This is a genomic window from Bradyrhizobium sp. Bra78 (assembly GCF_024519855.1).
Lineage (GTDB): Bacteria > Pseudomonadota > Alphaproteobacteria > Rhizobiales > Xanthobacteraceae > Bradyrhizobium > Bradyrhizobium japonicum_G.
The window spans coordinates 429,096-454,738 of sequence record NZ_JALJRE010000004.1; the positions used below are offsets into that span (position 1 = coordinate 429,096).

23 protein-coding genes are annotated in these 25,643 nt (G+C 65.3%); 8 read left to right on the plus strand and 15 right to left on the minus strand.

Annotation, left to right across the window (positions count from 1 at the left end):
- Window position 1: 1 nt before the first annotated feature.
- The gene (locus OC450_RS12735) at window positions 2–463 is read left to right on the plus strand and encodes an Lrp/AsnC ligand binding domain-containing protein (RefSeq protein WP_211381682.1); all 462 of its coding nucleotides are present in this window, start codon (window positions 2–4) and stop codon (window positions 461–463) included.
- Between the two features lie 169 nt (window positions 464–632).
- On the opposite strand, the gene OC450_RS12740 is transcribed toward OC450_RS12735, so the two are convergent.
- The 4 genes from OC450_RS12740 to OC450_RS12755 form a co-directional block, all read right to left on the minus strand.
- Window positions 633–833 carry a cold-shock protein gene (locus tag OC450_RS12740; RefSeq protein ID WP_008134691.1) on the minus strand — a complete coding sequence of 67 codons (201 nt, stop codon included), beginning with the start codon at window positions 831–833 and terminating at the stop codon, window positions 633–635.
- Window positions 834–1,042: 209 nt separating this feature from the next.
- Complete coding sequence (locus OC450_RS12745) at window positions 1,043–1,351, minus strand: cytochrome c (protein WP_262047991.1); 309 nt, start codon at window positions 1,349–1,351, stop codon at window positions 1,043–1,045.
- A gap of 13 nt (window positions 1,352–1,364) precedes the next feature.
- On the minus strand, window positions 1,365–2,564 hold the full coding sequence (locus OC450_RS12750) for a molybdopterin-dependent oxidoreductase (protein ID WP_262047992.1): 1,200 nt from the start codon (window positions 2,562–2,564) through the stop codon (window positions 1,365–1,367).
- Between the two features lie 332 nt (window positions 2,565–2,896).
- The gene (locus OC450_RS12755; RefSeq protein ID WP_262047993.1) at window positions 2,897–4,627 is read right to left on the minus strand and encodes an adenylate/guanylate cyclase domain-containing protein; all 1,731 of its coding nucleotides are present in this window, start codon (window positions 4,625–4,627) and stop codon (window positions 2,897–2,899) included.
- A 269-nt stretch (window positions 4,628–4,896) separates the two neighbouring features.
- On the opposite strand from OC450_RS12755, the gene OC450_RS12760 reads away from it, so the two are divergent.
- Window positions 4,897–6,426: a glycosyltransferase family 39 protein gene (locus OC450_RS12760; protein WP_262048010.1), complete on the plus strand. Its 1,530-nt coding sequence runs from the start codon at window positions 4,897–4,899 to the stop codon at window positions 6,424–6,426.
- A gap of 46 nt (window positions 6,427–6,472) precedes the next feature.
- On the opposite strand, the gene OC450_RS12765 is transcribed toward OC450_RS12760, so the two are convergent.
- Window positions 6,473–7,501 (minus strand): YcjF family protein, encoded by a 1,029-nt coding sequence (locus OC450_RS12765; protein ID WP_211381686.1) that lies wholly within the window; start codon window positions 7,499–7,501, stop codon window positions 6,473–6,475.
- On the minus strand, window positions 7,498–8,967 hold the full coding sequence (locus tag OC450_RS12770; protein ID WP_262047994.1) for a YcjX family protein: 1,470 nt from the start codon (window positions 8,965–8,967) through the stop codon (window positions 7,498–7,500). Before OC450_RS12770 ends, OC450_RS12765 begins: the two co-directional genes overlap by 4 nt.
- Before the next feature lie 179 nt (window positions 8,968–9,146).
- Here OC450_RS12770 and trhA point away from each other — a divergent pair, with 179 nt between their 5' ends.
- Together trhA and OC450_RS12780 are read left to right on the plus strand one after the other, a co-directional pair.
- The gene (trhA, locus tag OC450_RS12775) at window positions 9,147–9,842 is read left to right on the plus strand and encodes a PAQR family membrane homeostasis protein TrhA (protein WP_211381688.1); all 696 of its coding nucleotides are present in this window, start codon (window positions 9,147–9,149) and stop codon (window positions 9,840–9,842) included.
- A 63-nt stretch (window positions 9,843–9,905) separates the two neighbouring features.
- Window positions 9,906–10,700 (plus strand): SDR family oxidoreductase, encoded by a 795-nt coding sequence (locus tag OC450_RS12780; RefSeq protein WP_211381689.1) that lies wholly within the window; start codon window positions 9,906–9,908, stop codon window positions 10,698–10,700.
- A gap of 70 nt (window positions 10,701–10,770) precedes the next feature.
- Here the strand turns inward: OC450_RS12780 and OC450_RS12785 are convergent, their stop codons facing one another.
- Entirely contained in the window at window positions 10,771–11,232 is a 462-nt protein-coding gene (locus OC450_RS12785) for a MarR family winged helix-turn-helix transcriptional regulator (protein WP_256806952.1), read from the minus strand.
- 76 nt (window positions 11,233–11,308) lie between these two features.
- On the opposite strand from OC450_RS12785, the gene OC450_RS12790 reads away from it, so the two are divergent.
- Window positions 11,309–12,085 (plus strand): SDR family NAD(P)-dependent oxidoreductase, encoded by a 777-nt coding sequence (locus tag OC450_RS12790; RefSeq protein ID WP_211381691.1) that lies wholly within the window; start codon window positions 11,309–11,311, stop codon window positions 12,083–12,085.
- A gap of 4 nt (window positions 12,086–12,089) precedes the next feature.
- On the opposite strand, the gene mdlC is transcribed toward OC450_RS12790, so the two are convergent.
- From mdlC to OC450_RS12810, 4 genes are all read right to left on the minus strand, one after another.
- A complete protein-coding gene (gene mdlC, locus OC450_RS12795; RefSeq protein ID WP_262047995.1) occupies window positions 12,090–13,712 on the minus strand; it encodes a benzoylformate decarboxylase in 1,623 nt (540 codons plus the stop codon).
- A 146-nt stretch (window positions 13,713–13,858) separates the two neighbouring features.
- Window positions 13,859–14,710 (minus strand): MaoC family dehydratase N-terminal domain-containing protein, encoded by an 852-nt coding sequence (locus OC450_RS12800; protein WP_256806949.1) that lies wholly within the window; start codon window positions 14,708–14,710, stop codon window positions 13,859–13,861.
- 14 nt (window positions 14,711–14,724) lie between these two features.
- The gene (locus OC450_RS12805) at window positions 14,725–15,828 is read right to left on the minus strand and encodes a CaiB/BaiF CoA transferase family protein (RefSeq protein ID WP_262047996.1); all 1,104 of its coding nucleotides are present in this window, start codon (window positions 15,826–15,828) and stop codon (window positions 14,725–14,727) included.
- Window positions 15,829–15,838: 10 nt separating this feature from the next.
- Window positions 15,839–17,008, minus strand: coding sequence for an acyl-CoA dehydrogenase family protein (locus tag OC450_RS12810; RefSeq protein WP_211381695.1), 1,170 nt, complete (start codon window positions 17,006–17,008; stop codon window positions 15,839–15,841).
- Window positions 17,009–17,133: 125 nt separating this feature from the next.
- Here OC450_RS12810 and OC450_RS12815 point away from each other — a divergent pair, with 125 nt between their 5' ends.
- On the plus strand, window positions 17,134–18,054 hold the full coding sequence (locus OC450_RS12815) for a LysR substrate-binding domain-containing protein (RefSeq protein WP_211381696.1): 921 nt from the start codon (window positions 17,134–17,136) through the stop codon (window positions 18,052–18,054).
- A gap of 227 nt (window positions 18,055–18,281) precedes the next feature.
- On the opposite strand, the gene OC450_RS12820 is transcribed toward OC450_RS12815, so the two are convergent.
- Both OC450_RS12820 and OC450_RS12825 read right to left on the minus strand, forming a co-directional pair.
- Window positions 18,282–19,556: a cytochrome P450 gene (locus tag OC450_RS12820; RefSeq protein WP_211381697.1), complete on the minus strand. Its 1,275-nt coding sequence runs from the start codon at window positions 19,554–19,556 to the stop codon at window positions 18,282–18,284.
- A 228-nt stretch (window positions 19,557–19,784) separates the two neighbouring features.
- The gene (locus OC450_RS12825) at window positions 19,785–21,050 is read right to left on the minus strand and encodes a cytochrome P450 (protein ID WP_211381698.1); all 1,266 of its coding nucleotides are present in this window, start codon (window positions 21,048–21,050) and stop codon (window positions 19,785–19,787) included.
- A gap of 301 nt (window positions 21,051–21,351) precedes the next feature.
- Here OC450_RS12825 and OC450_RS12830 point away from each other — a divergent pair, with 301 nt between their 5' ends.
- A complete protein-coding gene (locus OC450_RS12830; RefSeq protein WP_372703108.1) occupies window positions 21,352–22,506 on the plus strand; it encodes a YjgN family protein in 1,155 nt (384 codons plus the stop codon).
- Window positions 22,507–22,509: 3 nt separating this feature from the next.
- Window positions 22,510–23,619: a M48 family metallopeptidase gene (locus OC450_RS12835; RefSeq protein ID WP_256806947.1), complete on the plus strand. Its 1,110-nt coding sequence runs from the start codon at window positions 22,510–22,512 to the stop codon at window positions 23,617–23,619.
- Window positions 23,620–23,628: 9 nt separating this feature from the next.
- Here the strand turns inward: OC450_RS12835 and upp are convergent, their stop codons facing one another.
- Window positions 23,629–24,258, minus strand: coding sequence for a uracil phosphoribosyltransferase (upp, locus tag OC450_RS12840; RefSeq protein WP_211381700.1), 630 nt, complete (start codon window positions 24,256–24,258; stop codon window positions 23,629–23,631).
- A 146-nt stretch (window positions 24,259–24,404) separates the two neighbouring features.
- Window positions 24,405–25,643, minus strand: a complete 1,239-nt coding sequence (locus OC450_RS12845; protein ID WP_256806946.1) for a URC4/urg3 family protein — start codon at window positions 25,641–25,643, stop codon at window positions 24,405–24,407.

Consider the following 25,643-nt stretch of genomic DNA (forward strand, 5'->3'; position numbering starts at 1 on the left):
TATGGAACTCGATCGAACGGACCGGAGAATCCTCTCGATTTTGCAGCAGGATGGGCGAATCGCCAATGTCGAGCTCGCCGAGCGCATCGGCCTGTCCCCGACCTCGATCGGCGAGCGGCTGAAGCGATTGCAGCGCGAGGGGTTTGTCGAAGGCTACGGCGCGCGGCTCAATCCGCACCGGCTCGGCCTCGGGCTGCTGGTGTTCGTCGAGGTGCTGCTCGACAAGACCACGCCCGACAATTTCGAGCGTTTTGCGCGTGCGGTGAAGCTCGCGCCTGAAGTGCTGGAGTGTCACATGGTTGCCGGCGGCTTCGACTATCTTGTGAAGGCGCGACTGGCCGACATGACCGCGTATCGGCGTTTCCTCGGCGAGACCCTGCTGTCGATGCCGGGCGTGCGCGAGACGCGAACCTATGCGGTGATGGAAGAGATCAAGCGCGACGCACCGTTGCCGGTAGACTGACGAAATGCCGTCGCGATTGTCATTGCCGAGGCGCTGGATGGGCGGTCCTTGCAGAAAAACAGCTCTCCGTGTGCAATCGCAACGCCTGTCGTCGAATGCACTGACCGTCTTCTAAAATTTTTTTGGCCCACTCCCGGACAGATCCGGGAGGCAGCAAAGGCTGGCGGGCTTATACTTTGAGGTTCTCTGCGGAGGTCTTGCCCCGGTTTGCGATCTCTTCGTATTCCACCGTCTGTCCTTCGTTGAGCGAGGACAGGCCGGCCTTCTGCACTGCCGAGATATGCACGAACACATCCTTGCCGCCCGACGCAGGCTGGATAAATCCATAACCCTTCGTCGGGTTGAACCACTTGACCGTACCTTTAGCCATCACGTCTTCTCCGCGGGTCTTCCTCCGAGATCTCGAACCGCCAGTCCCCGCCAACCGGCCGGTTCGGTCCTAATAAGATACGCGGAATGTGGCGGGCTTCATAGATCAAACCACATCGGCATTTCGCGGAATTCCGCTCAACTTCGCGGCGTTTTTACCCGGTTTTGCCCGTTTCGAGGTCAGTCGGCCCGCACGCGTCCCGCTGTCTGTCAATAAGTCGCGGCTAGATAATCGACGATCTTGCCGACATCGGCATCGTCGATCGGCGCGCCGTAGACCTTGATCATCTTGGTCACCTCGGCCTGCCAAAAAGCTTTCTTGTCCTTCATCGGCGGCTGCGTGTTGATGTAGTCGGCCGAATGGCAGGCGCTGCAATTGCCCTGCACGATCTCGAGGTTGGGGCCGGGCTTGAAGGCGGCGACCTCGTTCGGGAGCTGGTAGTTGACGGGCGCCGCGGTCACGGCGCCGATGCCGGCCGCGAGGGCGAGTGAGATCGCGAGGAGAACGGTGCGCTGCATGATCATTCTCCCTTCAGGCCACGCTGACGCGGACGTTTTCGACGACGTTGCGCAGATAACCCGCCGGGTTCCAGCGTGGCGTGTCCGGCTGGGTCTCGCCGCCATTGCCGGTGGCACGGACCTTGAGATCATAGGAGCCGGCGGCGAGCTTCACCGCCAGCTTCCATTCACGGAATGAGTATTTGCCGAGATCCTTGCCGAGCCTGGCGCTGGTCCAGGTCTTGCCGCCGTCGGTGGAGACCTGGACCTCCTTGATGCCCTTGCCGCCGTCGAAGGCGATGCCGCGCAGCGTGGTGCGCCCCGCCTTCAGCTTGGCGCCGTCGGGCACGCTGGTGATGAAGGAGCGGATGGTGAAGCGGTTGATCGGGATCGTCGCCTTCGGCGTCGTGCCCGGCTCGATCGCATTGTTCGGGGTATCGGGAATGCGATAGGCCGACTTCATCCAGAAGCCGTCAAAGACATTGTCGACGACGGTGATCTCGCTGAGGTGCTTGACCCAGTAGGTGCCGTAATAGCCCGGCACGATCAGGCGCAGCGGAAAGCCGTTCAGGAACGGCAGGTCCTCGCCGTTCATCCCATACGCCAGCATCACTTCGCCGTCGGTGGCGTGATCGAGGTCGAGCGCCTTGACGAAGTCGGGCGTCTTGTCGCTGGCCGGGCCGTCCATGCCGTTGAAGGTGACTTGCCTGGCGCCGCTCTGCACGCCCGCCATCTCCAGCACGGCCTTGAGCGGCACGCCGCGCCAGCGCGCATTGCCCATCGCGCCGTTGGCGAGCTGGCCGCCGGCGACGCGCGGCTCAAAGAGGCCGCGGCTGTTGCCGGAGCACTGGTTGACGGCGACGATCTCGGTCGCCTTCATCTTCCTGATATCCTTCAGCGACAGCTTGAGCGGCTTGTCGACCTTGCCCTTGACCTCAAGCGTGAACTTGTCGGGGTCGAGATTGTAGGGCAGGTCGGAGAGATGGTAGCGGACGAAGAACGCGTTGTTCGGCGTGATCGGGCCGTCGTTGAACACAGCGAACGGCGTCTCGAGCTGTGGCGGCCGGCTGGTCAGGCCGATCATCGGCCGCTTCTGCGGATATTTCACCAGCGGCCGCTCGCCATTGGCAAACGGCAGCGTGACGGTGTCGAGTGCCAGCGCCTTGGTGGAATTCAATGTGGCCGCCATGGCGGCAAGGCCCGCTCCTTTGAGCAGGTCGCGTCGATCGAACATTCTGGTCTCCTCCCGGAGCTTTTCGTTGGATCGCGGTCATCACCGCGAACACGCGCTCATCTGTCGCGACGACTCGGATGAAGTCAATTCGTGCTTTCGCAGCAGGCCCATGCCGCTGCGTTGCAGCAAGCCGGTGTTACGAAGCGACGGCCCGAGTTGGCCGAATCGAGTCCTGCCGCGAGTTTGGTGCACCTCTCCCGCTTGCGGGAGAGGTCGGCGCGTAGCGCCGGGTGAGGGTTTTCTCTGCTAGGGGAGTGTCCCGTGGCGGAGATACCCTCTCCCCAGCTCTCTCCTGCTTGCGGGAGAGGGAGTGCACCGCATTCGTGGCTGACTTACGCTGCGACCCGCTCGCTTCCGTCGACCAGTGCCGTCAGCCCTCTCACGTCCGCGACGACGCGCACGGCCATCGGCTCGTCGCGGCCGCGGATCGCGACCTCCTGCTGCGGCAGCGAATCGTCGGCAACGCCCGCGGTGCGGCGGACCTCCTCCGAGATGACGGCTTCGCAGGCCAGCGTCTTGGTCATGTCCTGGAGGCGGGCGGCGACGTTGACGGCATCGCCCAGCGCCGTGAAGACGATGTGATCGCGATAGCCGATGTCGCCGATGATCACCTCGCCGCCGTGGATGCCGATGCCGAAGCGGATCGGCTGGCGCAAATCGTGGCTCAGGAGCTCGTTGAGCTCGTCGACATGGGCCGCGATCCCGGCGGCGGCCTTCAGCGCCTGCCGGCAGGCGGTCTGCGGATCGGTTGACAGCCCGAACAGCGCCAGCATGCCGTCGCCGACGAACTGGTTCGGCTGGCCGCCATTCTCGATCACGGCCTGCGAGACCGCGCCGAGGAAGCGGTTGACGATGAAGACGGTGTCGAACGGCAGCCGCTTCTCGGCCAGCTGCGTCGAGCCGCGCATGTCCACGAACAGGCTGACGAGATAGCGCTCCTGACCGATCCGAGCCGGCGTCGAGGCTTGCGCATTCGCCGACAGCGTATGCGCCGTGAAGAGCTGGAAGAAGGAGAGGTCCGACGTCGGCCGCAGCTGGCAGGCCAGCCTGATCGACGGATCGGTGGTGCCGACACGGGTGAGCACGAAGGCCTCGCGCTGCGACGGCTCCGGCAGGACGCCATGATCGCCGATGACGCGGATGCGGCAGGTCGAGCAGCGGGCGCGGCCGCCGCAGACGCTGGCATGCGGCACATTGTGGCGCAGGCTCGCTTCCAGCACGGAGAGGCCCTTGGGGACCCGCACCGTCTTGCCGTTGCCGTAGGACAGCGCGATCATGCCGCCGCGCCGCTCGCGCCAGGCGCGCACGCCGCGCGCGGCCAGCGCCAGTCCGAGCAGGCCGACATAGCCGATGGTGAGGCCGCCGGTGATGCGGTCGAGCGTGTTGGCTTCGGCGGTCGTGCCGACCTGGCGGCTGGTGAGATTATGCGTGCGCCATTCCCCGTCGTCGGCTTCGATCGCGACGCTGCGGCCGCCCTGATAGACGCCGAGCAGCGCCAGCGTCGGGATCAGCACCGCGGCCGCGAGCAGATAGGGCGCGGCACGCGTGAAGAACGGCTTGAGGCGGAGCCAGAAATAAATGCCGATGCAGCCGTGGACCCAGGCAATGATCAGCAGGATCGTCATGGTCCAGATGCGGTTCGACGCGACGAAGAACAGGTAGAGCTCCTGCGGATAGAGCTTCTGGTGTCCGTACAGCGTCTGGCCGAGCCGCACGCCGATCACATGCGCCATGACGAGGGCGGGGATGCTGAGCCCCAGCACGAGCTGGAGCGGCTCGATCGTCCGCCAGCGGAACTGCCGGCGCTGATACAGCGCGTAGACGCCGAGCCCCATATGGATGAGCGCGGCCGCATAGAAGATGATTGCGACCGGCAGGAACTGCCAGAACAGGACGTGGTAGTAGACCCCGACCTCCATGGCATCGACCGAGATGTTGCCGAGCGCATGGTTGAGGAGATGGCTGACCACATAGGCGAACAGGACGACGCCGCAGACCAGCCGCACCTGCCGCAAGCTGGTCGCGCGGACGAGTTCGGACATCTGTGCGAGAGCTTTGGCCATGATTCGCTTGTATCAGTTCACCAAGGAGAACAGCCAGCGTAGCGTTTAATTCCACCGGCGGACAGCTGGCCCGATCACATGCGCGGTAGGTCGCCAAATACTCCATTGTGGTCCGGGATCGGCGCTTCGCTTGTCCGGGACGACGGCGGAATAGGCCGATTCGCCGCCCAACATTGACTCCCCCTCCCAGGTTGGCGAAAAGCGCGGCCGTGACGACAGGTCCTGACATCACCGTGCCCTCCCACGGCGCCGCGCGCCGGCTCCTCGTCATGGCCGCGGCGATCATCGCCGCGATGACGCTGCTGCGGATCGTCTATGCCTCCGCGATCGAGCTGCGCACCGACGAAGCCTATTACTGGACCTGGTCGAAGGAGACGGCGCTGAGCTTCCTCGATCATCCTCCCATGATCGCGTGGTTCATCCGCTTTGGGACCGCGATCTTCGGTGACACCGCGCTCGGTGTTCGCCTCGGTGGCATCGTCGCAATGCTGGTGACGCAGCTCCTGCTCGCCGACATCGTCCGCCGTCTCACCCATGATGCGCGCGCCGTCATGTTCGCGGTGTTGATGCCGGAGGCCGCGCTTTACTACGGCCTGCTGATGGCCAAGGTCGCGCCCGATGTCGCCATGATCCCGTTCGCGGTGGCGATGATGTGGTCCCTGGTGCGGCTGGCACAGGGCGGCGACGGACGCTGGTGGCTCGCGGCCGGCCTGTTCGCCGGGCTGGCGATGCTGTCGAAATTCACAATGATCATGTTCGCGCCGGCGGTTGCCGCCTTCCTGCTGGTGCCGGATTGGCGCTGGCGCTGGCTGCGCAGCCCCTATCCATATCTCGCGGTCGTGATCGCAATCGCAATGTTCTCGCCCGTCCTGATCTGGAACGTGCAGCACGATTGGGCCTCGTTCCGCTTCCAGGGCGTACGCGCCACCGCCAATTACGGCATCTCGCTCCGCACCGTCGGCGATTACATCGGCCTGCAATTCGGCCTGGTCGGTTTCGTCATGTTGCCGGTGGTGCTGTCAGGGCTGGTGCTGACGGCATGGCGCGGCTATCGCACGCGCGAGCCGGCCGCGATCCTGCTGTCGACTGCAGTGCTGGTGCCGTTCCTCTACTTCCTCTTCAAGTCGCTGACGCTCCGGGTCGGCGACACCTGGCCGATGTTCATATGGCCGGTCGGGTTCGCCGCCACTGCGGTCAACCTCGTGATGCTGCCACGCGAAAACTGGTCGGCGCGGTTGATTCGGTCGAGCCACTTCTGGCTCAAAACGGCGGTCGTCTCGGGCATCGCCTTCGTCGTCATCGTGTTTCTCTATTATGTCGCGGCGCCCTGGAATCTCCTCGGCAAGATCGATCCGATCGGCGCCGAGGCGGGCTACGAGCAGGTTGCAGCGCGCGCACAGGCCGCACTCGATGAGACCGGCGCAACCTGGATCGCCACCACGGACTATCGCACCTACGCCATGATGCGTTGGCTGTTCCGGGGCCGTGTGCCCGTCGTTGAGATCAACGAGCGCGGCCGCTTCCAGGATTTCCGCGATCCCGGCATGGACCGGATCAAAGGCCACGACGGTATCTATGTCGGGCGCGAGCCAGACAACCGCTCATCGCTGTGGGAGAATATCCCCGCCAGGCGCGAGCCGCTCGGCCGGGTCGAGCGCCGCTGGCGCGGCGTTCTGGCGGATAACTATGTGATAGAAAAGCTCACCGGCTGGACCCCGGAGCTGTCGCCGCCGAAGGACTCGCCGCTGTTCCTGTGGCGCGTGCTGGCGGGGGAATTCGAGAGGCGTACGCTCGGTTAGCACGGCGTCTCTTACCCTCCAGGGGAAGGTAAGTATGAGCGGCGTGCTACTCCTCGTCTTCTTTCTTCCGCAACAAATCCGTCGCGAGGTCCGACAGTTTCGGCGGCGGCAGTGCCGCGAACGGCAGCGGCCGCGTCACGTCGATCGCGGCGAGGCCCAGCCGTGCCGTCAACAGGCCGTTGAGCACGCCTTCGCCCAGCCGCTGCGACAGCTTCGCCGCGATACCGTGGCCGAGCATCTGCTGCACCAGGCTGTCGCTCGCGGCCATGCCGCCGGTGATGGCAAGATGGGCGATGACGTGGCGGAGCAGGCGGATCATGCCGAGCGCGCCGGGGCGGCCGCCATAGAGATAAGCAAGCTGGCGGATCAGCCGCAACGAGGCCACGAACACGAACATCACGTCGATCAGCGCACGCGGCGAAACCGCGGTGACGATCGAGACTTTTTGCGCGGCTGACGACACCAGCCGCCGCGCCTCCGCGTCCAGCGGCGACATCAGTTCGCGCTCGGCGAGGCGGATCATGTCGGCGCCGTCGATGATCTCGCCGGCGTGGCTCTCCAGCGTGGCGCGGGCGCGGGCGAGCTGCGGATTCTGGTGCGCGAGCGCGAGCAGGTCCTGCACGATGACGCGGCTCTCCTTGCGGTCGTCGCTGGCAAGCACCGCGGCCGCGCGCTGATGCAGCTTCTCGATCGTCGCGAGCCGCGCCAGGCCGAACGCCTCGCGCCCGATCACCACCGCGAGCGCCAGCGCGGTGACGAGCGCGAACGCCAGGCCGACAAAACCGAGGCTTTCGCTGCGCGCAAACAGATCCTCGATCAGATGCACGATTCCGAGCCCGACGCCGAGCAACGTCAGCCCGGCGACGCCCGACCAGAACAATGCGCCCCAGGGAAAGCCGCGCCGCGCCGGGAGCGCCGGTGCGATCGGCACCGGCAGCGCCAGTGGATCGTGCTCCGGCGTGATCTGGATCGTGCCGCGGCTCAGCCGGCTGGTCTCGTCGGCTTCGGTGACGACGACGCCGGGATCATCGAGCCGGAACGTCGCCGGCCGCCGCGGCTGGGATCGGTCGTTCATGACAGCTTGTCTCCGATCAGGAACTGCAAGGCACGGTCGAGGCGGATGTGTGGCAGCGCCGGCTGTTCATTGCCCTCGCGCTCGAGCTTGGGCGGACGGAAGCGCAGGAAGCGGAAATCGCTTTTCCCGGCGGCCTCAGTCGCCAGACCGCGGAACGACTCCGTGCCGTTGAAGAGCTGCTCGGGATCCAGAGGCAGGTCGCCCGGAAAGGTCGCGACCTCGGTGTTGCCGTCAAAGAACTCGCCCCCGGCGCTTTCGCCTGCGGCCGGCGTTCCCAGGATCGACGGCAATTTGTCGCGGCCATTCGCGACCTGCGCCTCGCGCGTGGCGCGAACGGCGGCAAGCGCCACCACGTCGATCTCCGCGCCGGTATTTTCCGCACGCGCAACGGCGCGGGTCACCGCGCGGCGCAGCACGGCCTCGAGCCGGTCGTGACTGGAATGGTGCAGATGATCCGCCTTGGTCGCCGCGAACAGGATGCGGTCGATGCGCGGCCGGAACAGGCTGGTCAGGAAGGTGCTGCGGCCAATGCGGAAACAATCGAGAATGCCGGCAAGGGCGGCTTCGAGATCGTGCAGCGCCTCGGGGCCGGAGTTGAACGCGGCGAGCGCATCGGCCAGCACGATCTGACGATCGAGCCTGGCGAAATGGTCGCGGAAGAACGGCCGCACCACGACGTCCTTGTAGGCCTCGTAGCGGCGCACCATCATCGCCCACAGCGATCCCTCGGGCGCCTGCCTGCCTGCGGGCACGTCGAGCGGCGCAAAGGTCAGCGCCGGCGTGTCGGCGAGATTGCCGGGCATCAGGAAGCGGCCGGGCGGCAGCAGGCTCATCGCAAAGCGCTCGTCGCGGCAGGCTTGCAGATAGCCCCTGAAGAGCTTCGCCGCCGTCAGCGTCGCCAGCTCGTCCTCGCGCGCCTCGGGCTTGAGCGTTGCGAGATGCGCGTGCCATTCCGTGGCCAGATGCGCGCGCGGCGCCTCGCGCGACAGTGCGAGGCTTTCAGCCGACCATTGCTCAAAACTCTTCTGGAGCAGCGGCAGGTCGAGCAGCCATTCGCCGGGATAGTCGACGATGTCGAGCGTGAGTGTGCGGTCGGCGCCGTTGTGGCGCTGGTAGTCGATGACGAGGCGGAGCTCGCTGATATCGACGGTCGAGATCGGCCAGAGCCGTTCCTCGATCAGCGCGCGCAAATGGTTCTCATAGGCAAAGCGCGGCACCGCATCGTCCGGCTGCGGCGCCAGATGCGCCCGCGCGATCCGGCCGGATGAATAGGCCTCGAATACCGGAAACCTGCCGCCGCGGGTGAGGCCATGGATCAGCGCAGTGATGAACACCGTCTTGCCGGCGCGGGACAGGCCGGTGACCCCGAGCCGCACCGTCGGGTTGAACAAATGCTCGCCATAGTCGATCAGCGCCCTCGCCGACAGGCGCGCTTCTTCGACCATATCCTGGAAACTGAATGCCATATGAACGGTAGGGGATCTCGGGCGGGTGAAAATGTGAGACTGTTCACAGAAGTGGCAATTGCGTGGAGAAAATCAAGCTTCATACTTCCACCGCCTTTGTCGGCAAATCAATCGATTGAACGACGCGCCGGTCCCGAAACACCCATACAAGAGAGCATCGTCTCACCTTGCGGATTGCCATGACCGTCTTCCAGCTGAAACAACTCGCATCCAATTCCGTCCACGCCGCCGCCGATGCGTTCGGCTGGAATTACGACCGCGCCGAACTGATCGCCGATGGAATCATCCATGCGGTCGGCGTCCTCGCCGGCATCGTCGCCGCGACCGTCCTGGTGGTGCTCGCGGTGGTCTATGCCGACGCCACCGACATCGTCGGCGTCTCGATCTACGTCGCCGGCCTGCTCTCGATGCTGGTGCTGTCGGCGACCTATAATCTCTGGCCGGTCTCGCCGGTCAAATGGCTGCTGCGGCGGTTCGACCATTCCGCGATTTATCTGCTCATTGCCTCGACCTACACGCCGTTCATCCTGGAGCTGAAGGACAGCGTGTTCGCGCTGGTGCTGCTCGTCTGTGTCTGGTGCGTCGCGATCCTCGGCATCGTGCTGAAGCTTCGCTATCCCGGCCGGTTCGACCGCGGCGCGGTCGGCATCTACCTTGCAATGGGTTGGAGCGGCGTGATGCTCTATGATTCCGTGGTCAAGGCGCTACCTGCGCTGGTTCTGGATTTCATCCTTGCCGGTGGCCTGCTCTATAGCTTTGGCGTGATCTTCCACGCCTGGCGGCGGTTGCGCTTCCAGAATGCGATCTGGCACGGCTTTGTCTTGGCCGGCGCGGCGTGCCATTATACCGCGGTGCTCGACCTCGTGTTGAGCTGAGCAGGATCCAAGAAACCGTACAAGCCGCGGTAAAAGACAAAACAAGACAAGAGGAGACGTCGCATGCAGGTGACCGGCAAGGTCGTGGTCGTCACGGGCGGCGCCAACGGCATCGGCAAGGCGCTGTGCGAAGCGTTTCACGACGCGGGCGCGGCGAAGGTCGTCGTCGCCGACATGGATGCCGCCAACGCAAGGGCCGTTGCTGCCACTGTGGATGGCGCGGCCTTCAGATGCGACGTCGCGCAGGAAAAAGAGATCGCCCATGTCATCGAGGAAACCGAACGGCAGTTCGGCCCGATCGAGTTGTTCTGCTCCAATGCCGGAATCGGCGGCGGCTTCGACCCGATGTCGGTCAACGCCGGGGGCGCCTCCGACGAGCCGTGGCAGCGCAGCTGGGCGATCCACGTCATGGCGCATGTCTATGCAGCGCGGCATCTGATCCCGCGCATGAAGGCGCGCGGCGGCGGCTATTTCCTCAACACCATCTCGGCCGCGGGCCTGTTGTCGCAGGTCGGCAGCCCCGCTTATTCCACCACCAAGCATGCCGCGGTGGGCTTCGCCGAAAACCTCGCGATCTCGCACAAGGCCGACAACATCAAGGTCTCGATCCTCTGCCCGCAGGGCGTCGACACCAACATGCTGCGCGGGATCCCGAAGGGCCCGCAATCCGGCGACGGCGATCTCACGCCCGAGCAGGTCGCCAAGGATGTGCTCGCCGGCCTCGAGCAGGAAACGTTCCTGATCCTGCCGCACCCCCAGGTGCTCGGCTACATGCGCAAGAAGACCGAGAACTACGACCGCTGGATCGGCGGCATGGCCAAGATCCAGGCCAAGATGCGGGACGAGTTCGGGACGTAGGGAAGCTTCGCGCCAAACACTCGCCGTCGTCCCGGCCTTCGCCTGGCCTTCGCCGGGACGACACCGGTGGTTACGCCGCCGATTGCGCCTCGTTCTCCGCGCGGCTCTGACGCAACGCCTGCGCATAGAGCATCATGCCCTCACGCACCGTGCGCTGCTCCGTGACCGTCAACGCCGCCAGCGCCCCACTCACCTGCTGGCGACCGAAGGCGTGCAGCGCCTCCAGCGTGCGGCGGCCCTTCGCCGTCAGCGACAACAACTTGCTGCGCGCATCGGTCTCATCGGCCGTCTCCCTGAGCTCACCGCAATCGATCAGCTTGCGCACCAGACGGCTGACGCTGGATTTCTCCAGCCGCAGGAAATCGCCGAGCGCACCCGATGTCATCGGGCCCCGGATGCCGATCTCCAGGATGGTGTGCACGGCCGACGGCGGATAGTCCGATGCCGCCACCGTCGCATCCATGAAGCCGAGCTCGCGCACCATCAGGCGCGAGGCGGCACGGATGTCGTCGATCAGCGCAAGCTCGGCCATGCTTGACTCTCCGCATATAGTTGTATCATACAACTATATGCGGAGAGCGCCGCGCGCAAGCGTTTTGGAGCGGACCATGAGCGGAACTTTGCCGGCGGGGATGCGGATGCGGGGCAAGGTCTGCCTCGTGACGGGCGGCGGCAGCGGCATTGGCCGCGCCACGGCCTTGCGGATGGCGTCGGAAGGTGCGGAGGCCGTGGTCATTGCGGGCAGGCGCGAGGCCGAGATCGAGGCCGCCGCCGCGGCGTGCCGCGAGCTCGGTGCGGACGCCGTCCCGGTCAAGACCGACATCACGCAGGAGGACGATGTTGCGCGCCTTGTGCGCACCGCCGTCGAACGTTGCGGACGGCTCGACATCGCTTTCAACAATGCGGGCTTCCAGGAGCGCCGCGCGCCGCTGGAAGAGCAGGGCATGGACATCTACGACAGCGTGTTCGACACCAATGTCCGCGCGCTGTTCCTGTGCCTGCGCTATCAATTGCCGGCGATGCTGGCGCAGGGGCGTGGCAGCATCGTGGTCAACGCCTCCGTCAGCGGCGTGCGCAATCCCAACCCGGGATTCTCGCTCTATTCGGCCTCGAAGGCGGCCGCGATCTCGCTGACGCGCTCGGCGGCGATGGAGAACGCCTCGCGCGGCATCCGCATCAACGCCATCGCCCCCGGCCGCGTCGTCACCGACATGATGCTGCGCGCCGGCGTCGGCGACATAGCAACCGTCAGTGCAGGCCTGCCGCTGCGGCGGATGGGGAGCCCGGAGGAAGTTGCGGAAGCCGTGGTGTGGCTGTCGTCCGACGCGTCATCCTACGTGGTCGGGCACGTGCTCGCGGCGGATGGGGGCTTTCTGGCGTCGTAGCGCCCTAATGCTTCTGTCCGTACAACACCGGAACTGCTGAATCCACGATCACCTCGACGAGGCTCGTGCCGGCGAATGCCATCCCGCGCTTGAGCGCTTCGCCGAGCTCCGCGGCCTTCGTCACCCGCACCGCATCGCAGCCCATGCCTTCGGCGAGCCGGACGAAATCGATGCCCGGCAGCTCCAGTCCCGGCACGTTGCGCACCTGCATCACCTGGCTGAACGAGCGCATCGCGCCGTAGCCGGAATTGTTGATGACGACGACGGTGAGCGGCAGTTTTCGCTGCGCGGCGGTCCACAGCGCCTGGATCGAATACATCGCCGAGCCGTCGCCGATCAGGCACACGGTGCGGCTCTTCGGCTTGCCGAGCGCCATGCCGACCGCGGCGGGCAGGGAGTAGCCGAGGCCGCCGCTCGACATGGTGTAGAAACTGTCCTGGCCGCGCATCGGCATGAATTTTTGCATCGCCGGCCGGTGCGAGGGCACTTCCTCCACCAGCGAGCTGCCGTCCGGCATCGCCTGCGACAGCGCGTGCAACAAGAACTCCACCGGCAGCGGCTCGCCGGCTTGCGGCGCCGGCGGCAGCGTGCGGCCTTTCGGCGCCACACGTTTGCTCTCCGGCAGGAGGTCGAGCAGCAGGCTTAGCGCCGGCTTCATCGTGGCGATGATGCTGGTGCCGAACGGTGTGACCGCGGCGGCATCGGGGTCATCGGTGATCTGGAAGATCGTCGCGCCGCCATCGAAGATCGCGGCGTGGCCCTCGACGTGGAAGGTGAACACCGGCGCGCCGATGACGACGACGAGATCGTGCTCGCGCAGCGCATCGGAGAGCTGTGCGGGCGAAGCGTGCAGGAAGCCCGCGAACTGCGGATGGCGCTCGGGGAACGAGCAGCGCGCCGAGAACGGGCTGACCCAGACGCTCGCCTTCGCCTTCTCGGCCACGCGCACCATGAGGTCGACAGCGCCCGCGCGATCGACGCCGGGGCCGACCACGAGCGCGGGGTGCTTTGCCGAACCGAGCGCTGTGACCAGCGCCTTCATCGCATCAGGCTCGGGCCCGATCTCGCGGCTGACCTTGCGCGCCTCGACCGGAGCCGTCGCATGCGCCCAGTCGTCGATCGGGATCGACACGAAGGTCGGCCCGCAGGGCGGCTGCATCGCGGTGTAATAGGCGCGCGCGATCGCGGCCGGCACGTCCTCGGGCCGCGCCGGCTCGACGCTGTACTTCACATATGGCCGCGGAAACTCCGACGCGCGCTCGGCATAGAGGAACGCCTGCAAGGGGAGGATCGAACGCGCCTGCTGGCCCGCGGTGATGACGAGCGGTGTCTGGTTGCGATGCGCGGTGTAGATGTTGCCGAGCGCGTTGCCGACGCCGGCCGCCGAATGCAGATTGACGAAACCGGCATTGCGCGTCGCCTGCGAGTAGCCATCGGCCATGCCGACGGCGGAGGCTTCCTGCAGCGCCAGCACGTAGTCGATGTCGTCGGGCCAGTCGCTCAGGAACGGCAGCTCGGTCGAGCCGGGATTGCCGAACACTTTTTTGATGCCGAACGACCGCAGCAGGTCGAGCGTGGCCTGCTTGACGGTGACGGATTTGCTGCCGCTCTTGCCGTTCTTTGCCATGGTTTCCGTCCCTGTTGATTACCGACGCTCGTAGACCCACCGTCATTGCGAGGAGCCCTTGCGACGAAGCAATCCAGACTATCTCCGCGGAGGGACTCTGGATTGCTTCGCTGCGCTCGCAATGACGAGGAGGAAACAGCAGCGACCTACCACACCGCCGTGCCCTTCATCGTCGGCTGCCCCTCGGCATTCGCGGTCCAAAGCTCCATGCCCGCCTCGGTCTCATTGGCGTTGATCGAAAACTCCGAACCCTCGAACAGCGGCTGCAGACCGCGATACGAAAACTTCTTCGGCGCTCTGCCGCCGCGCAGCTTTGCCGCCATCTCGATGATCAACGCGGCCTGCAACGGGCCGTGGAAGATCAGGCCCGGATAGCCCTCGACCTTGGTGACGTAGTCGCGGTCGTAATGGATGCGATGGCCGTTGAAGGTCAGCGCGGAATACCGAAACAGCAGCACGGGATCGGAGACATGGGTCTCGCGATGCTGCGCCTTCGGCGGCGGAGGCGGAGCCTTTACCGGCGCGGTCGGCGTCGTCGTCATCTCGCGATAGACGATGTCCTGGCGTTCGCGGATGGCAATGCCGCGCGGCGAGGAGATGCTGTGCTCGACCGCGACGAAGCACAGCGTGCCGGTCGATCCGGTCTTTACCGTCACGTCGGCAATGCGCGAAGTCCGGGTCGATTCATCGCCGACGCGCAAGGGCTGCAAAAATTCGATCTCGCCGCCGGCCCACATCCGGCGCGGCAGCGGCACCGGCGGCAGGAAGCCGCCGCGGGTCGGATGCCCGTCGGGCCCGAGCATCGACATCGGAAACACCGGCTGCGCCAGGCACCAATGCACCGTGAACGGCGCGGCATCGCCGGACTTGGGCTCGCCCACGTCCTGGAAAAGTGTCGCCCGAAGACCCTTGACGAGCTGCGCGGTGACGACGTCGGTGGCCTCCGTGCTGCGGCCGATCCATTGCCTGAGATGATCGATGTCGAGCTGCTCGGTCATGACGCCTCGCTCTGTTATGTCTTGAATTGTGGCCGTTCGCCGATCGCTGGCACAGCGCCGTAGGCGCGCGTCTCGCCGACGATGATCGGCGCCGGCGCGGGGTAGCTGACGCGGCCGTTCGGCGTGTCGACCTCGATGCGGCGCAGATGCGGATGGGTGGTGAGGTCGGCCATGGTATTGACCTCGGCAAAGGCGATGTCGGCGTCCGACAGCCGCTTGAGCAGCTCGTCGCGCGTCATCTTGCCAAAACTATCCGCGACAGTCTTGTCGGTGAAATCGCGGTTGCGCACGCGCTCGACCATGTTGGCGACGCGGGGATCGGCGGGAAGATCAGGTTGATCCAGCACCTTGGCGCACAGCGTCTTCCACTCGCGCTCGCTCTGGATGGAGATCAGAATGTCCTTGCCGTCCTTCGAGGTGAACACGCCGTAGGGCGCGATCGAGGGGTGGCGCAGGCCCATGCGCTTGGGCGGATTGCCGGCTTCGGAATTCAGCAGCGGCACGGTGCACCAGTCGGCCATCACGTCGAACATGGAGATGCGGATGTCGGCACCCTTGCCGGTGCGGCCCCGGCCGATCAGCGCCTCCAGGATCGCTGCATGCGCGGTGGCGCCGGTCGCGACGTCGACGATCGACATGCCGACGCGCGAGGCGCCGTCGGGATTGCCGGTGATCGAGGCAAGGCCGCTCTCGGCCTGGATCAAGAGATCATAGGCCTTGCGGTGCGCGTAGGGACCCTCGTCGCCATAGCCGGTGATGGTGCAGGAAATCAGCTTTGGATAGTCCTTCAGCAGCCGCTCGCGCGAGAAGCCGAGCTTGTCCATCGAGCCCGGCTTGAGGTTCTGGATCAGCACGTCGGCGCTGGCGATCAGCTTCTCCAGCTCGGCGCAACCTTCCTTGATGGCAAGATCGACCACCGCTGACTGCTTGCCGCGGTTGAGCCAGACGAAATAGCTGCTCTGGCCTTTGGCCGCGGCATCGTAACCGCGGGCGAAATCGCCCTCCGGCCGTTCGATCTTGATCACCTCCGCGCCGGCATCCGCCAGCCGCGACGAGCAGAACGGCGCTGCCACCGCCTGCTCGACCGCGATCACCCTAATCCCGTCCAATGCGCCCATGATTGCTGCCTCAGTACGAGCGGGGCATGCCGAGCACGTGCTCGGCGATGAAGGAGAGCACGAGGTTGGTCGAGATCGGCGCCACCTGGTAGAGCCGCGTCTCGCGGAATTTGCGCTCGACGTCGTATTCCTCGGCGAAACCGAAACCGCCATGGGTCTGGACGCAGGCATTGGCCGCTTCCCAGGACGCATCGGCCGCGAGCATTTTCGCCATGTTGGCTTCCGCGCCGCAGTCGAGCCCGGCCTCGTACTTGCGCGTGGCTTCCTTCACCATCAATTCGGCTGCGCGCATCGCGGCGTAGGCCTTGGCGATCGGGAACTGGATGCCCTGGTTCTGGCCGATCGGCCGGCCGAAAACGCTGCGCTCCTTGGCGTAGTTCGTGGCCTTCGCGATGAACCACTTTGCATCGCCGACGCATTCGGCCGCGATCAGGATGCGCTCGGCATTCATGCCGGAGAGGATGTAGCGAAAGCCCTTGCCTTCCTCGCCGATCAGATTCTCCGCCGGCACCTTCATGTCGGTGAAGAACACTTCGGTGGTGGCGTGGTTCATCATCGTGCGGATCGGGCGGATCTCGAGGCCCCTGTTCTTGGCCTCGCGCATGTCGACGATGAACACGGAGAGCCCATCGGTGCGCTTCTTGACCTCGTCCTTCGGCGTGGTGCGCGCCAGCAGCAGCATCAGGTCGGAATGCTCGGCACGGCTGGTCCAGATCTTCTGGCCGTTGACGATGTAGCCGGCATTGCCGTCCTTGCGCGCAAAGGTCTTCAGCGAGGTAGTGTCGGTGCCGCTGGTCGGCTCGGTGACGCCGAACGCCTGCAGCCGCAATTCGCCGCTCGCGACCTTCGGCAGATATTTGGCCTTCTGCTCGTCATTGCCATGCCGCAGCACCGTGCCCATGGTGTACATCTGGGCGTGGCAGCCGCCGCCGTTGCAGCCGGCGCGCTGGATCTCTTCGAGGATCGCCGCGGCCGCGGACAGCTTCAGGCCCGCGCCGCCATATTCCTCGGGGATCAGCACCGAGAGGTAACCGGCCTCTGTCAGCGCATCGACGAAGGCCTTGGGGTAGGCCATCTCGCGATCGAGCTTGCGCCAGTATTCGCCGGGAAACTGCGCGCAGAGCTTTGCGACGGCTTCGCGGATGTCGGCGTGATCTTCGGTCTGGTGATCTTCACTCATGGCGTTTCCCGTTGGGTGCGGCGGTTAAGATAACGCCGGCCAATCCTCTGGCGTTGTGAAAACAACGCCATCCCCCTATGCTCATTTGCTATAGCGTATGGAGTAGCCTTCCAGGATTGGCAAGCATGGATTTCCGTCAGCTCAGGACCTTCAGTTGCGTGGCGGAGCTCGGCAGCCTCTCCAAGGCGTCCGACACGTTGCGCGTGGCGCAGCCGGCGCTGAGCCGGCAGATCAAGCTGCTGGAACACGAGCTGCGCACCGAATTGTTCACGCGCAACGGTCGCGGCATGGTGCTGACGGAGGCGGGCCGTCTCTTGCTGGCGCGCACCGCCGGCATCGTGCGGCAGATCGACCAGATCCGCGACGACATCCAGTCGGCCAAGGGGCCGCTGTCCGGTCAGGTCGTGCTCGGCCTGGTTCCGACCGTGAGCTGCGTGCTGTCGGCGCGTTTCGCGCGGCGCTGCGTCGAGAAGTTTCCCGGCATCTCGCTGCGCATCGTCGAGAGCTACAGTGGCCATCTCGTCGAATGGCTGCATCGCGGCGAGATGGACCTCGCCATCCTCTATGGCCGCTCCGCCGATCTGCATCTCAATGTGGAAAGCCTCGGCCGCGACAACATCGTTGCGGTCGGCCCGCGCGGCTGCGGCCTTGCGCGCAGGAAGAACGTCGAGATCGGCTGGCTGCTGCGGCAGCGGCTGGTGCTGCCCAGTCATTCCCACGGTCTCCGCGCGCTGATCGAGCATGCGGCGGCCCAGCGCAAGATCAAGCTCAACGTCCAGCTCGAGGCGGATTCGTTCCGTGTGCTGACCAGCCTTGTCGAGGAAGGCCTCGGCTTCGCGCTGCTGCCGCCCTCGTCGGTCCACGGCGAGGTCGCCGACGGGCGACTGGAAACCGCTGTCGTATCCAAGCCGATGACGCGCGAGCTCATATTCGCTTCTCCAATCGACCGCCCGGTCTCGACGGCCTCGCTTGCCGTCACCGCCCTCCTGCGCGAGGAGGTCGCCGCCTGCCGCAAGGACGGCGTGTGGGACATCAAGTTGAGTTAGATGCGCGCTTGTCGTAGAACAGCCGCGCGCCATCGTGCCTTCGCATCTGGCGCGAGCTGTCATGCCGAAATTTTATAGCTGGAGGTGGCCGCCGCGCTCGCCTGCGCGGCCGTGACGCGCATATGCATCCACAACTCGTCATTGCGAGCGCTGCGAAGCGATCCAGACTGTTTCCGCGGAGGGATTCTGGATTGCTTCGCTGCGTTCGCAATGACGGAGGCTAGGGTCTACCCCGGAATCCGCACCGGCAGCGACTCGTACCCCTTGATGAAGCTCGAATAGATCCGCTTCGGCTCGCCCACCACCTCGATGCGGTCGAAGCGCTTCAGCATCTCCTCCCAGACGATCTTGAGCTGCAGCTCGGCGAGGCGCATGCCGACACAGCGGTGGATGCCGAAGCCGAAGGAGAGATGGGTGCGCGGCCGCGGGCGGTCGATGATGAAGTCGTTCGGCTTCTCGAACATCTCCTCGTCGCGGTTGCCGGAGACGTACCACATCACGACGCGGTCGCCTTTCTTGATGTGCTTGCCGCCGATCTCGGTATCGGCAAGCGCGGTGCGCCGCATATGCGCGAGCGGGGTCTGCCAGCGGATCACCTCGGGCACCATGGAATCGATCAGTTCCGGGTTGGCGCGGAGCTTGTCGTATTGGTCCGGGTTCTCGCTCAGCGCCAGCACCGAGCCGGTCATGGTGTTGCGCGTGGTGTCGTTGCCGCCGACGATGAGCAGGATGATGTTGCCCATGAGGTTGTCGGGGTCCATGAAGCGCGTGGCGTCGTTGTGCGCCATCAGCGACAATAGGTCGTTGCGCGGCGCGGAGTTGACGCGTTCGTTCCACAGCTTGGACATGTACGCGTAGCACTCGTCCATCTCGCGGCGGCGCTCCTCGGCGGATGCGACGATGCCGCTCTTGGGCAGCGCGGTCGCGACATCCGACCAGCGCGTCAGCTTGCGCCGTTCTTCCCAGGGGAAGTCGAACAGGGTAGCCAGCATCTGCGTCGTCAGCTCGATCGAGACGCGCTCGACGAAATTGAAGGTCTCGTTGCGCGGCAGATTGTCGAGCACGGTCTGCGAGCGCTGGCGGATCAGTTTTGCCAGTTCGTCCAGATGGGTCGGCGTGAACATCGGCGACACCGTCTTGCGCTGCGACGAATGACGCGGCTGGTCCATGGCGATGAAGCTCGGCCAGTCATAACCTTCCGGCACGTCGCGGATCCCGATGCCGCCGAGCGTTGAATCGGAGGAGAACAGGGCGTGGTTGGTGTCGACATGCATGATGTCGTTGTACTTCACCACCGACCAGTACGGCTCGATCGGCGCGTTGGTGCAGTAGTGCACCGGCTCTTCCTTGCGCAGCCGCTCGAACCACGGCCACAAGGTGTCGTCCTGGAACAGCCGGGGCGCGCCGGGATGGAAGTGCGACAGCGGCGTCGCATAGGCCTCCTCGCGGGCCTTGCGCATGCGTTCGGCCTTGTCGGTCTTGACCGGAGTCTGGATGTTCATGTTGGTAGCTCCAGTGTTTGTTTCCAACCTCTCCCGCTTGCGGGAGAGGCACAGGCCGCCTCCGGCGGCCGACATCTCAAGAACGCCAAGGCGAAGGCTCGGCTAAGGCGCAGCGCCGGGTGAGGGCTTTCTCCTCCAGGGGATTGTCCCGTTGCGGAGATACCCTTTCCCCAACCCTCTCCCGCGAGCGGGAGAGGGGGCAGTATCCTCGTGGGTTATAGCTCGAACTCACGCTGTAATCTTCACCGGCAGCGTTTCCAAACCCTTCACGAAACTCGAATAGACCCGCTTGGGTTCGCCGACCACGTCGATATGGTCGAATCGCTTCAGGATCTCCTCCCAGATAATCTTGAGCTGGAGTTCGGCAAGCCGCAAGCCGACGCAGCGGTGGATGCCGAAGCCGAAGGACAGATGCGTGCGCGGCCGGGCGCGGTCAATGATGAAATCGTAGGGCTTTTCGATCGCCTCGGCGTCGCGGTTGCCCGAGACGTACCACATCACGACCTTGTCACCTTTCTTGATCTGCTTGCCGCGGAACTCGAAGTCGGCGAGTGCGGTGCGGCGCATGTGCGCCAGCGGCGTCTGCCAGCGGATCACCTCCGGCACGAAGCTGTCGAGCAGGCCGGGATTCTCGCGCAGCTTGCGATATTGCTCAGGATGCTGGCTCAGTGCGTAGATCGAGCCCGACATGGTATTGCGGGTGGTGTCGTTGCCGCCGACGATCAAAAGGACGAGATTGCCGAGGAAGTTCTTCGCGTCCATGTCGCGTGTCGCGGCTCCATGCGCCATCATCGAGAGCAGATCGCTCTTCGGCGGCTGCGCGATGCGCTCCTTCCACAGGCGCGCGAAATAGCCCGCGCATTCGGTCAGTTCGGCCTGCCGCTCGTCCTCGGTGGCGACGAGGCCGTCGGGCCCGGGAATCGTGGTGGCGATGTCCGACCAGCGCGTCAGTTTGCGGCGATCCTCCCAGGGAAAGTCGAACAGCACCGCAAGCATCTGCGTGGTCAGTTCGATCGAGACGCGGTCGACCCAGTCGAACACTTCGCCACGCGGCAGATTGTCGAGGCACTCGGCCGAGCGCTCGCGGATGCTGAGCGCGAGATTGTCCAGATGCGTCGGCGTGAACATCGGCGCCACGGTTTTGCGCTGGGCGGCGTGGCGCGGCGGGTCCATCGAGATGAAGCTCTCGCGGCGCAGATCCGGATCGATGTCGCGGATGGTGATGCCGCCGAGCGAGGAGGCCGAGGAGAACACCGAATGGTTGGTCTCGATCTCCATGATGTCGTTGTAGCGCGTCACCGACCAGTACGGCCCGAACATCGAATCCTTGCAATAGTGCACGGGATCTTCCCGGCGCAGGCGGTCGAAATAGGGCCAGAACGTATCCGTCCTGAACAGCTCGGGATCGCCCGGATCGAACTGCTCCAGCGGCAATGACGTGGCGCGCGCGCGTAACGCGTCGAGCTTCGCCGCGTTCTCGATGGTCCCATGCATGACCGCTCTCCCTGACATGAACCGCGCGTTCTCGTTGAATTCTGCGCTGCGGTATTTGATTTGCAATTACAGCCGGTTGTCCGCGCCGGAGCAAGGGAGAGTTTTGCCACATCCAACCTTTGCGAGAGGGTTGATCGGCCGTCACGCCGATGTGTCAACGTGATCTCCCGCACGCCCTCGGCTGCGGAGACGTGCGAAAACCGACTGGAATCGAGGTGAATCGAACCCGCCCGCCTTGGGGATCGACCAATCTCTGATCTATAGTTTGATCGCACCAGGCCGACATCCCGAGGTTGCCGCCGTGAACGACATGCAATGGGCCCCCATCGGTTCCGAACCCTTACCCCCGCCGCTGCCGCCCACGCGGGTCGACTTCACCGGTGACCGCTCCGCGTTCCGCAAAATGGTCACCAAGGGTGCCATGCTGGAGCTGGTCACGTTCGGCTTCTACCGGTTCTGGCTCGTCACCGACATCCGTCGTCATTTGTGGACGGACACGTCGATCGACGGCGACGCCGCCGAATATACCGGCCGCGGCAAGGAGCTGTTGATCGGCTTCCTGTTCGCGCTGGCAATCCTGGTGCCGATCTATCTCGCCTATTTCCTCGTCGGTATCGAGTTCGAGCGGTGGCAGGGCTTTGCCTCGACGCCGCTGTTCATCAGCTTCTACGCCTTCGGTCAGTTCGCGATCTTTCGCGCGCGGCGCTATCGGCTGACGCGCACGGTCTGGCGCGGCGTGCGGTTCTGGATGGACGGCTCCGGCTGGGCCTATTCGTTCCGTGCCATGCTGTGGGGCCTGCTGGTGTTCCTGACGCTCGGCCTGGCGCTGCCCTGGCGCGAGGCCTCGCTCGAACGCTACAAGATGCGGCACACCCATTACGGCGATTTGCGCGGCGATTTCGCCGCCGACGGCTGGACCTTCTTCAAGCGCGGCTGGTGGCTGTGGCTGCTCAGCCCGATCGCAATTGTGATCTTCCCGCTCGCCCCGTTCTTTTATGCCGAGTTCAAGGCGCGCGAATGGCGCTGGTGGCTCGACGGCATCCGCATCGGCGGCGTCAGCCTGTCCTCGAAGTTGCCGCACGATGCCTTCTACGGCCTGTACTGGAAAGTGATCGGCTGGTGGACGCTGCTCTCGGCCATTTTCGGCGCCTATCTCGGCGGCGCGACCATGCTCGTCGTCACGCTCAGCGGCGTTCCGGCCGAGCAGGCCTTCGGGCCCGACAATGCCGCCAAGAGCATCCCGATGCTGGTGATGATGGTGATCGGCTACTTCGCGCTGGCCCTTGCCCTCAACATCGTCATGCGGGTCTATCTCCAGCGCGATCTCTGGGCCAAGGTGCTGGAGACCGTCGAGGTGCACAACATCGGCGCTGCGGCGGACGTGCGTGGCAGCGGTGAACTCGCCAGCGCGCTCGGCGAAGGCTTTGCCGATGGGCTCGATGTCGCGGGATTCTGAGCTGTGAGTGAGGTGTCCACCGAGATCCCGGCGCAGTCCGCAAGGCCGACGATCTTCTTCGACGGCGTGTCGAGCCGCAGGCGGCAGGTGACGCTGGCGCTCGGTCAAGCGCTCGAGATTGCCGAGGAGGGCGGGGCGCCCGTGAGCTGGGCCTATGCTGACATTCGCCGCGCCGACAGTCCGGCCGGAATCTTGCGTCTTGCCTGCACGTCCGCGCCGTCCCTGGCGCGCCTCGAAATCCGCGATGCCGCGCTGGCCGCCGACGTCACCGTCCGCTGCATGCATCTCGACGAGCACCAGACCTCGCGTCGTGGCGTGGTAAAAATCGTCGGCTGGTCGGTGGCGGCCGCCGTTTCCATCGTCTGTGTCGTGCTGTTCGGCGTGCCGCTCGCCGCCGACCGTCTCGCGCCGCTGGTGCCGAAACCGATCGAGCGGCGCATCGGCGATGCGTCGGAAGTCCAGGTGAAGACCATCTTCGGGCGCAACGTATGCGAAGACCCCTCAGGCAAGGCCGCCTTCGTCAAGCTCGTCAACCGCCTGCGCGATGCCGCCGGTCTCGACGACGATTCCGTGACGGCGGGCGTGCTGCCGACTTCCGTGCCGAACGCGTTCGCGCTGCCCGGCGGCAAGGTCTACGTGCTGAGGGGCCTGCTCGACAAGGCGGAGAACCCCGACGAGATCGCCGGCATCCTCGCCCACGAGCTCGGCCATCTCAAGCATTACGACAACATGCGCGGCCTGATCTACAACGGCGGCACCTCGTTCCTGATCGGCCTGCTGTTCGGCGACGTCACCGGTTCGAGCGCCGTGATCTTCGCCTCGCGCAGCGTGGTCGAAGCCTCCTATTCGCGCGAGGCGGAAGCCGCTGCCGACACGTTCGCGATCGAGATCATGCACAAGCTCGGGCGCTCACCGAAGCCGGCGGCCGAGCTGATGTTCCGCATCACCGGCAAGGAAGGCGGCGGCCTCACCTCGATCCTGGCGAGCCATCCGCTGACCGAGGACCGCCTCGCACGCATGACCAGGGAGGATCGCCCTCCAAGCGGCCCGCCGCTGCTGACGGATAAGGAGTGGCAGGCGCTGAAGGGGATTTGCGGCAGCGGGAAGATCTGAGCTTCAGCGTTACCGCGTCCCGTAAGCGCGGTCGCCGGCATCACCGAGGCCGGGGATAATAAAACCATTCTCGTCGAGGCCTTCATCCACCGCCGCCGTCCAGATCGGCACGTCCGGATGCAAACCGCGCAGCCGTTCGAGCCCTTCCGGCGCTGCGATCAGGCAGGCCAGCCGAATGTCCTTGGCGCCGCGCTCCTTCAGCCGGTCGATCGCGGCCACCGCCGTGTTGGCGGTCGCAACCACCGGCGTCACCACGATCGCCAGCCGCTCGCTGAGATCGGACGGCGATTTGAAGAAATACTCGACCGCCGCAAAACTGTGCGGCTCGCGATAGAGCCCGATATGCGCGACGCGCGCGGTCGGCACCAGATCCATCATGCCGTCGACGAAAGTTGTGCCGGCGCGCAGCATCGGCACGAACACGAGCTTCTTGCCGGCGATCTTGGCCGAGTGCATCGTCGCCAGCGGCGTCTCGATGACGGTATCGGCGAGCGGCAAATCGCGCGTCACCTCGTAGCACAAGAGCATGCCGATCTCCTTGATCAGCTCGCGGAACGACTTTGTCGAGATGGATTTGTCCCGCACCAGCGTCAGCTTGTGCTGCACCAGCGGATGATCGACGATCGTGACGCCTTCCATGATCGGATGCCTTTCTTCCTTCTCCCCTTGTGGGAGAAGATGGCGCGAAGCGCCGGATGAGGGGTACCTTCCGCGAGCTTCAGTGAGAGAGACTCCCGCGGAAGCAACCCCCGCTACGCGAGGCACCCTCTCCCACAAGGAGAGGGTCAGAAAACCGTGCCGTCGCTGATCACCTTGAGCGGCGGCGCGCCATCGGGACGACGCGAAAAGGCAATGGCGCGGCCTGCGGCCCAGGTGCCGCCTTCCAGAATGCTGGCGAGTGGCAGGGACTCGGGCGTGCGACCGAGCTTTGCGCGGACGCGCTCCGCCAAACGGTCCAGCAACGCCAAGGTCAGCGCGCGCCATTCCACGACGAGGAGGGAATCCACCGCATGCGCCCGCTCGGCGTCATTGGGATCGCGCAGGCGCAGCACCTCGTGGTCGACGAACAGGCCGCCATTGCGGTATTCGGCAAGCCCGGTCAGGCCGTCGATGTCGGTGACCTCGAGCCCGGCGCGCTGCAGCGGTTCGATCAACGAATAGCTCAGCCATTGCGACAGCTTGTGCAGGGGCACGAGGCCCGCCGTTGCGTCGTTGGCCTTGATCGCCGGATGGCGCCAGCAATCGCCGAGCGGAATTCCTGCAAGTTCGAGGCGCGACGGCCAGATCGGCCCAAGCTGGTTCAGCACCGCCGACAGGATCGCGGGCGCGGCGATGGCGCCGCCCACTGCCTGTGCCGCGATGTGATCGAACAGGCCGCCCGGCCGCGGCGTATCGCGCAGGCCGAAAACATCGGCACGTTCGGATACGAGCCGGCCCAGACGCCGCAACAGATCGGTGCGTCCTTCGAGGCCGAGCAGCGGATTGGCATCGCTCACCTGAAAAGCGGAGGTGAGCGCGGCGAGGGGCAGCTTTGCGAGCAAATCCGCGTCGGCCCTGAACGGTGCGCGCGCATCGCCGGAAAACAGTCCGCTTGCGAACATGTCGAGGCTGGCGATCGCAAGTCCCTCGGATCGGCCGATATCTTGCCCCGTCACGGCGTCACGGTATCGCCACGCCGCTCCCGCGCCGGCATCAAGCAGGACGCTGACGATGGCAAGGTCGAACTCGGCGCGCGCGCGCGCCGCGCGATCCGGCCACGACGTGGCGTCGGCGAGCCGCGCCCAGCGGTCGACGCCGCCGAGCACGAAGTGGCGCCAGCGCGCATGGAAGGGAATATCGAGCGTCGGATAGGCCTTGCGCGTGACCGCGAGCACGGCCTCCGCAACGCCGTCCATGCGATCGAGATCGATGGTGAAATGCGTGAGCCCGCCGTTCAGGCCGATCTCGAGCATCTCTCCGGCCCGCGTGCGCACTGCTTCTGCGCTGAGCAGCGAGCGGGCCTGCCGTTCCAAAGCGTCCGCCAT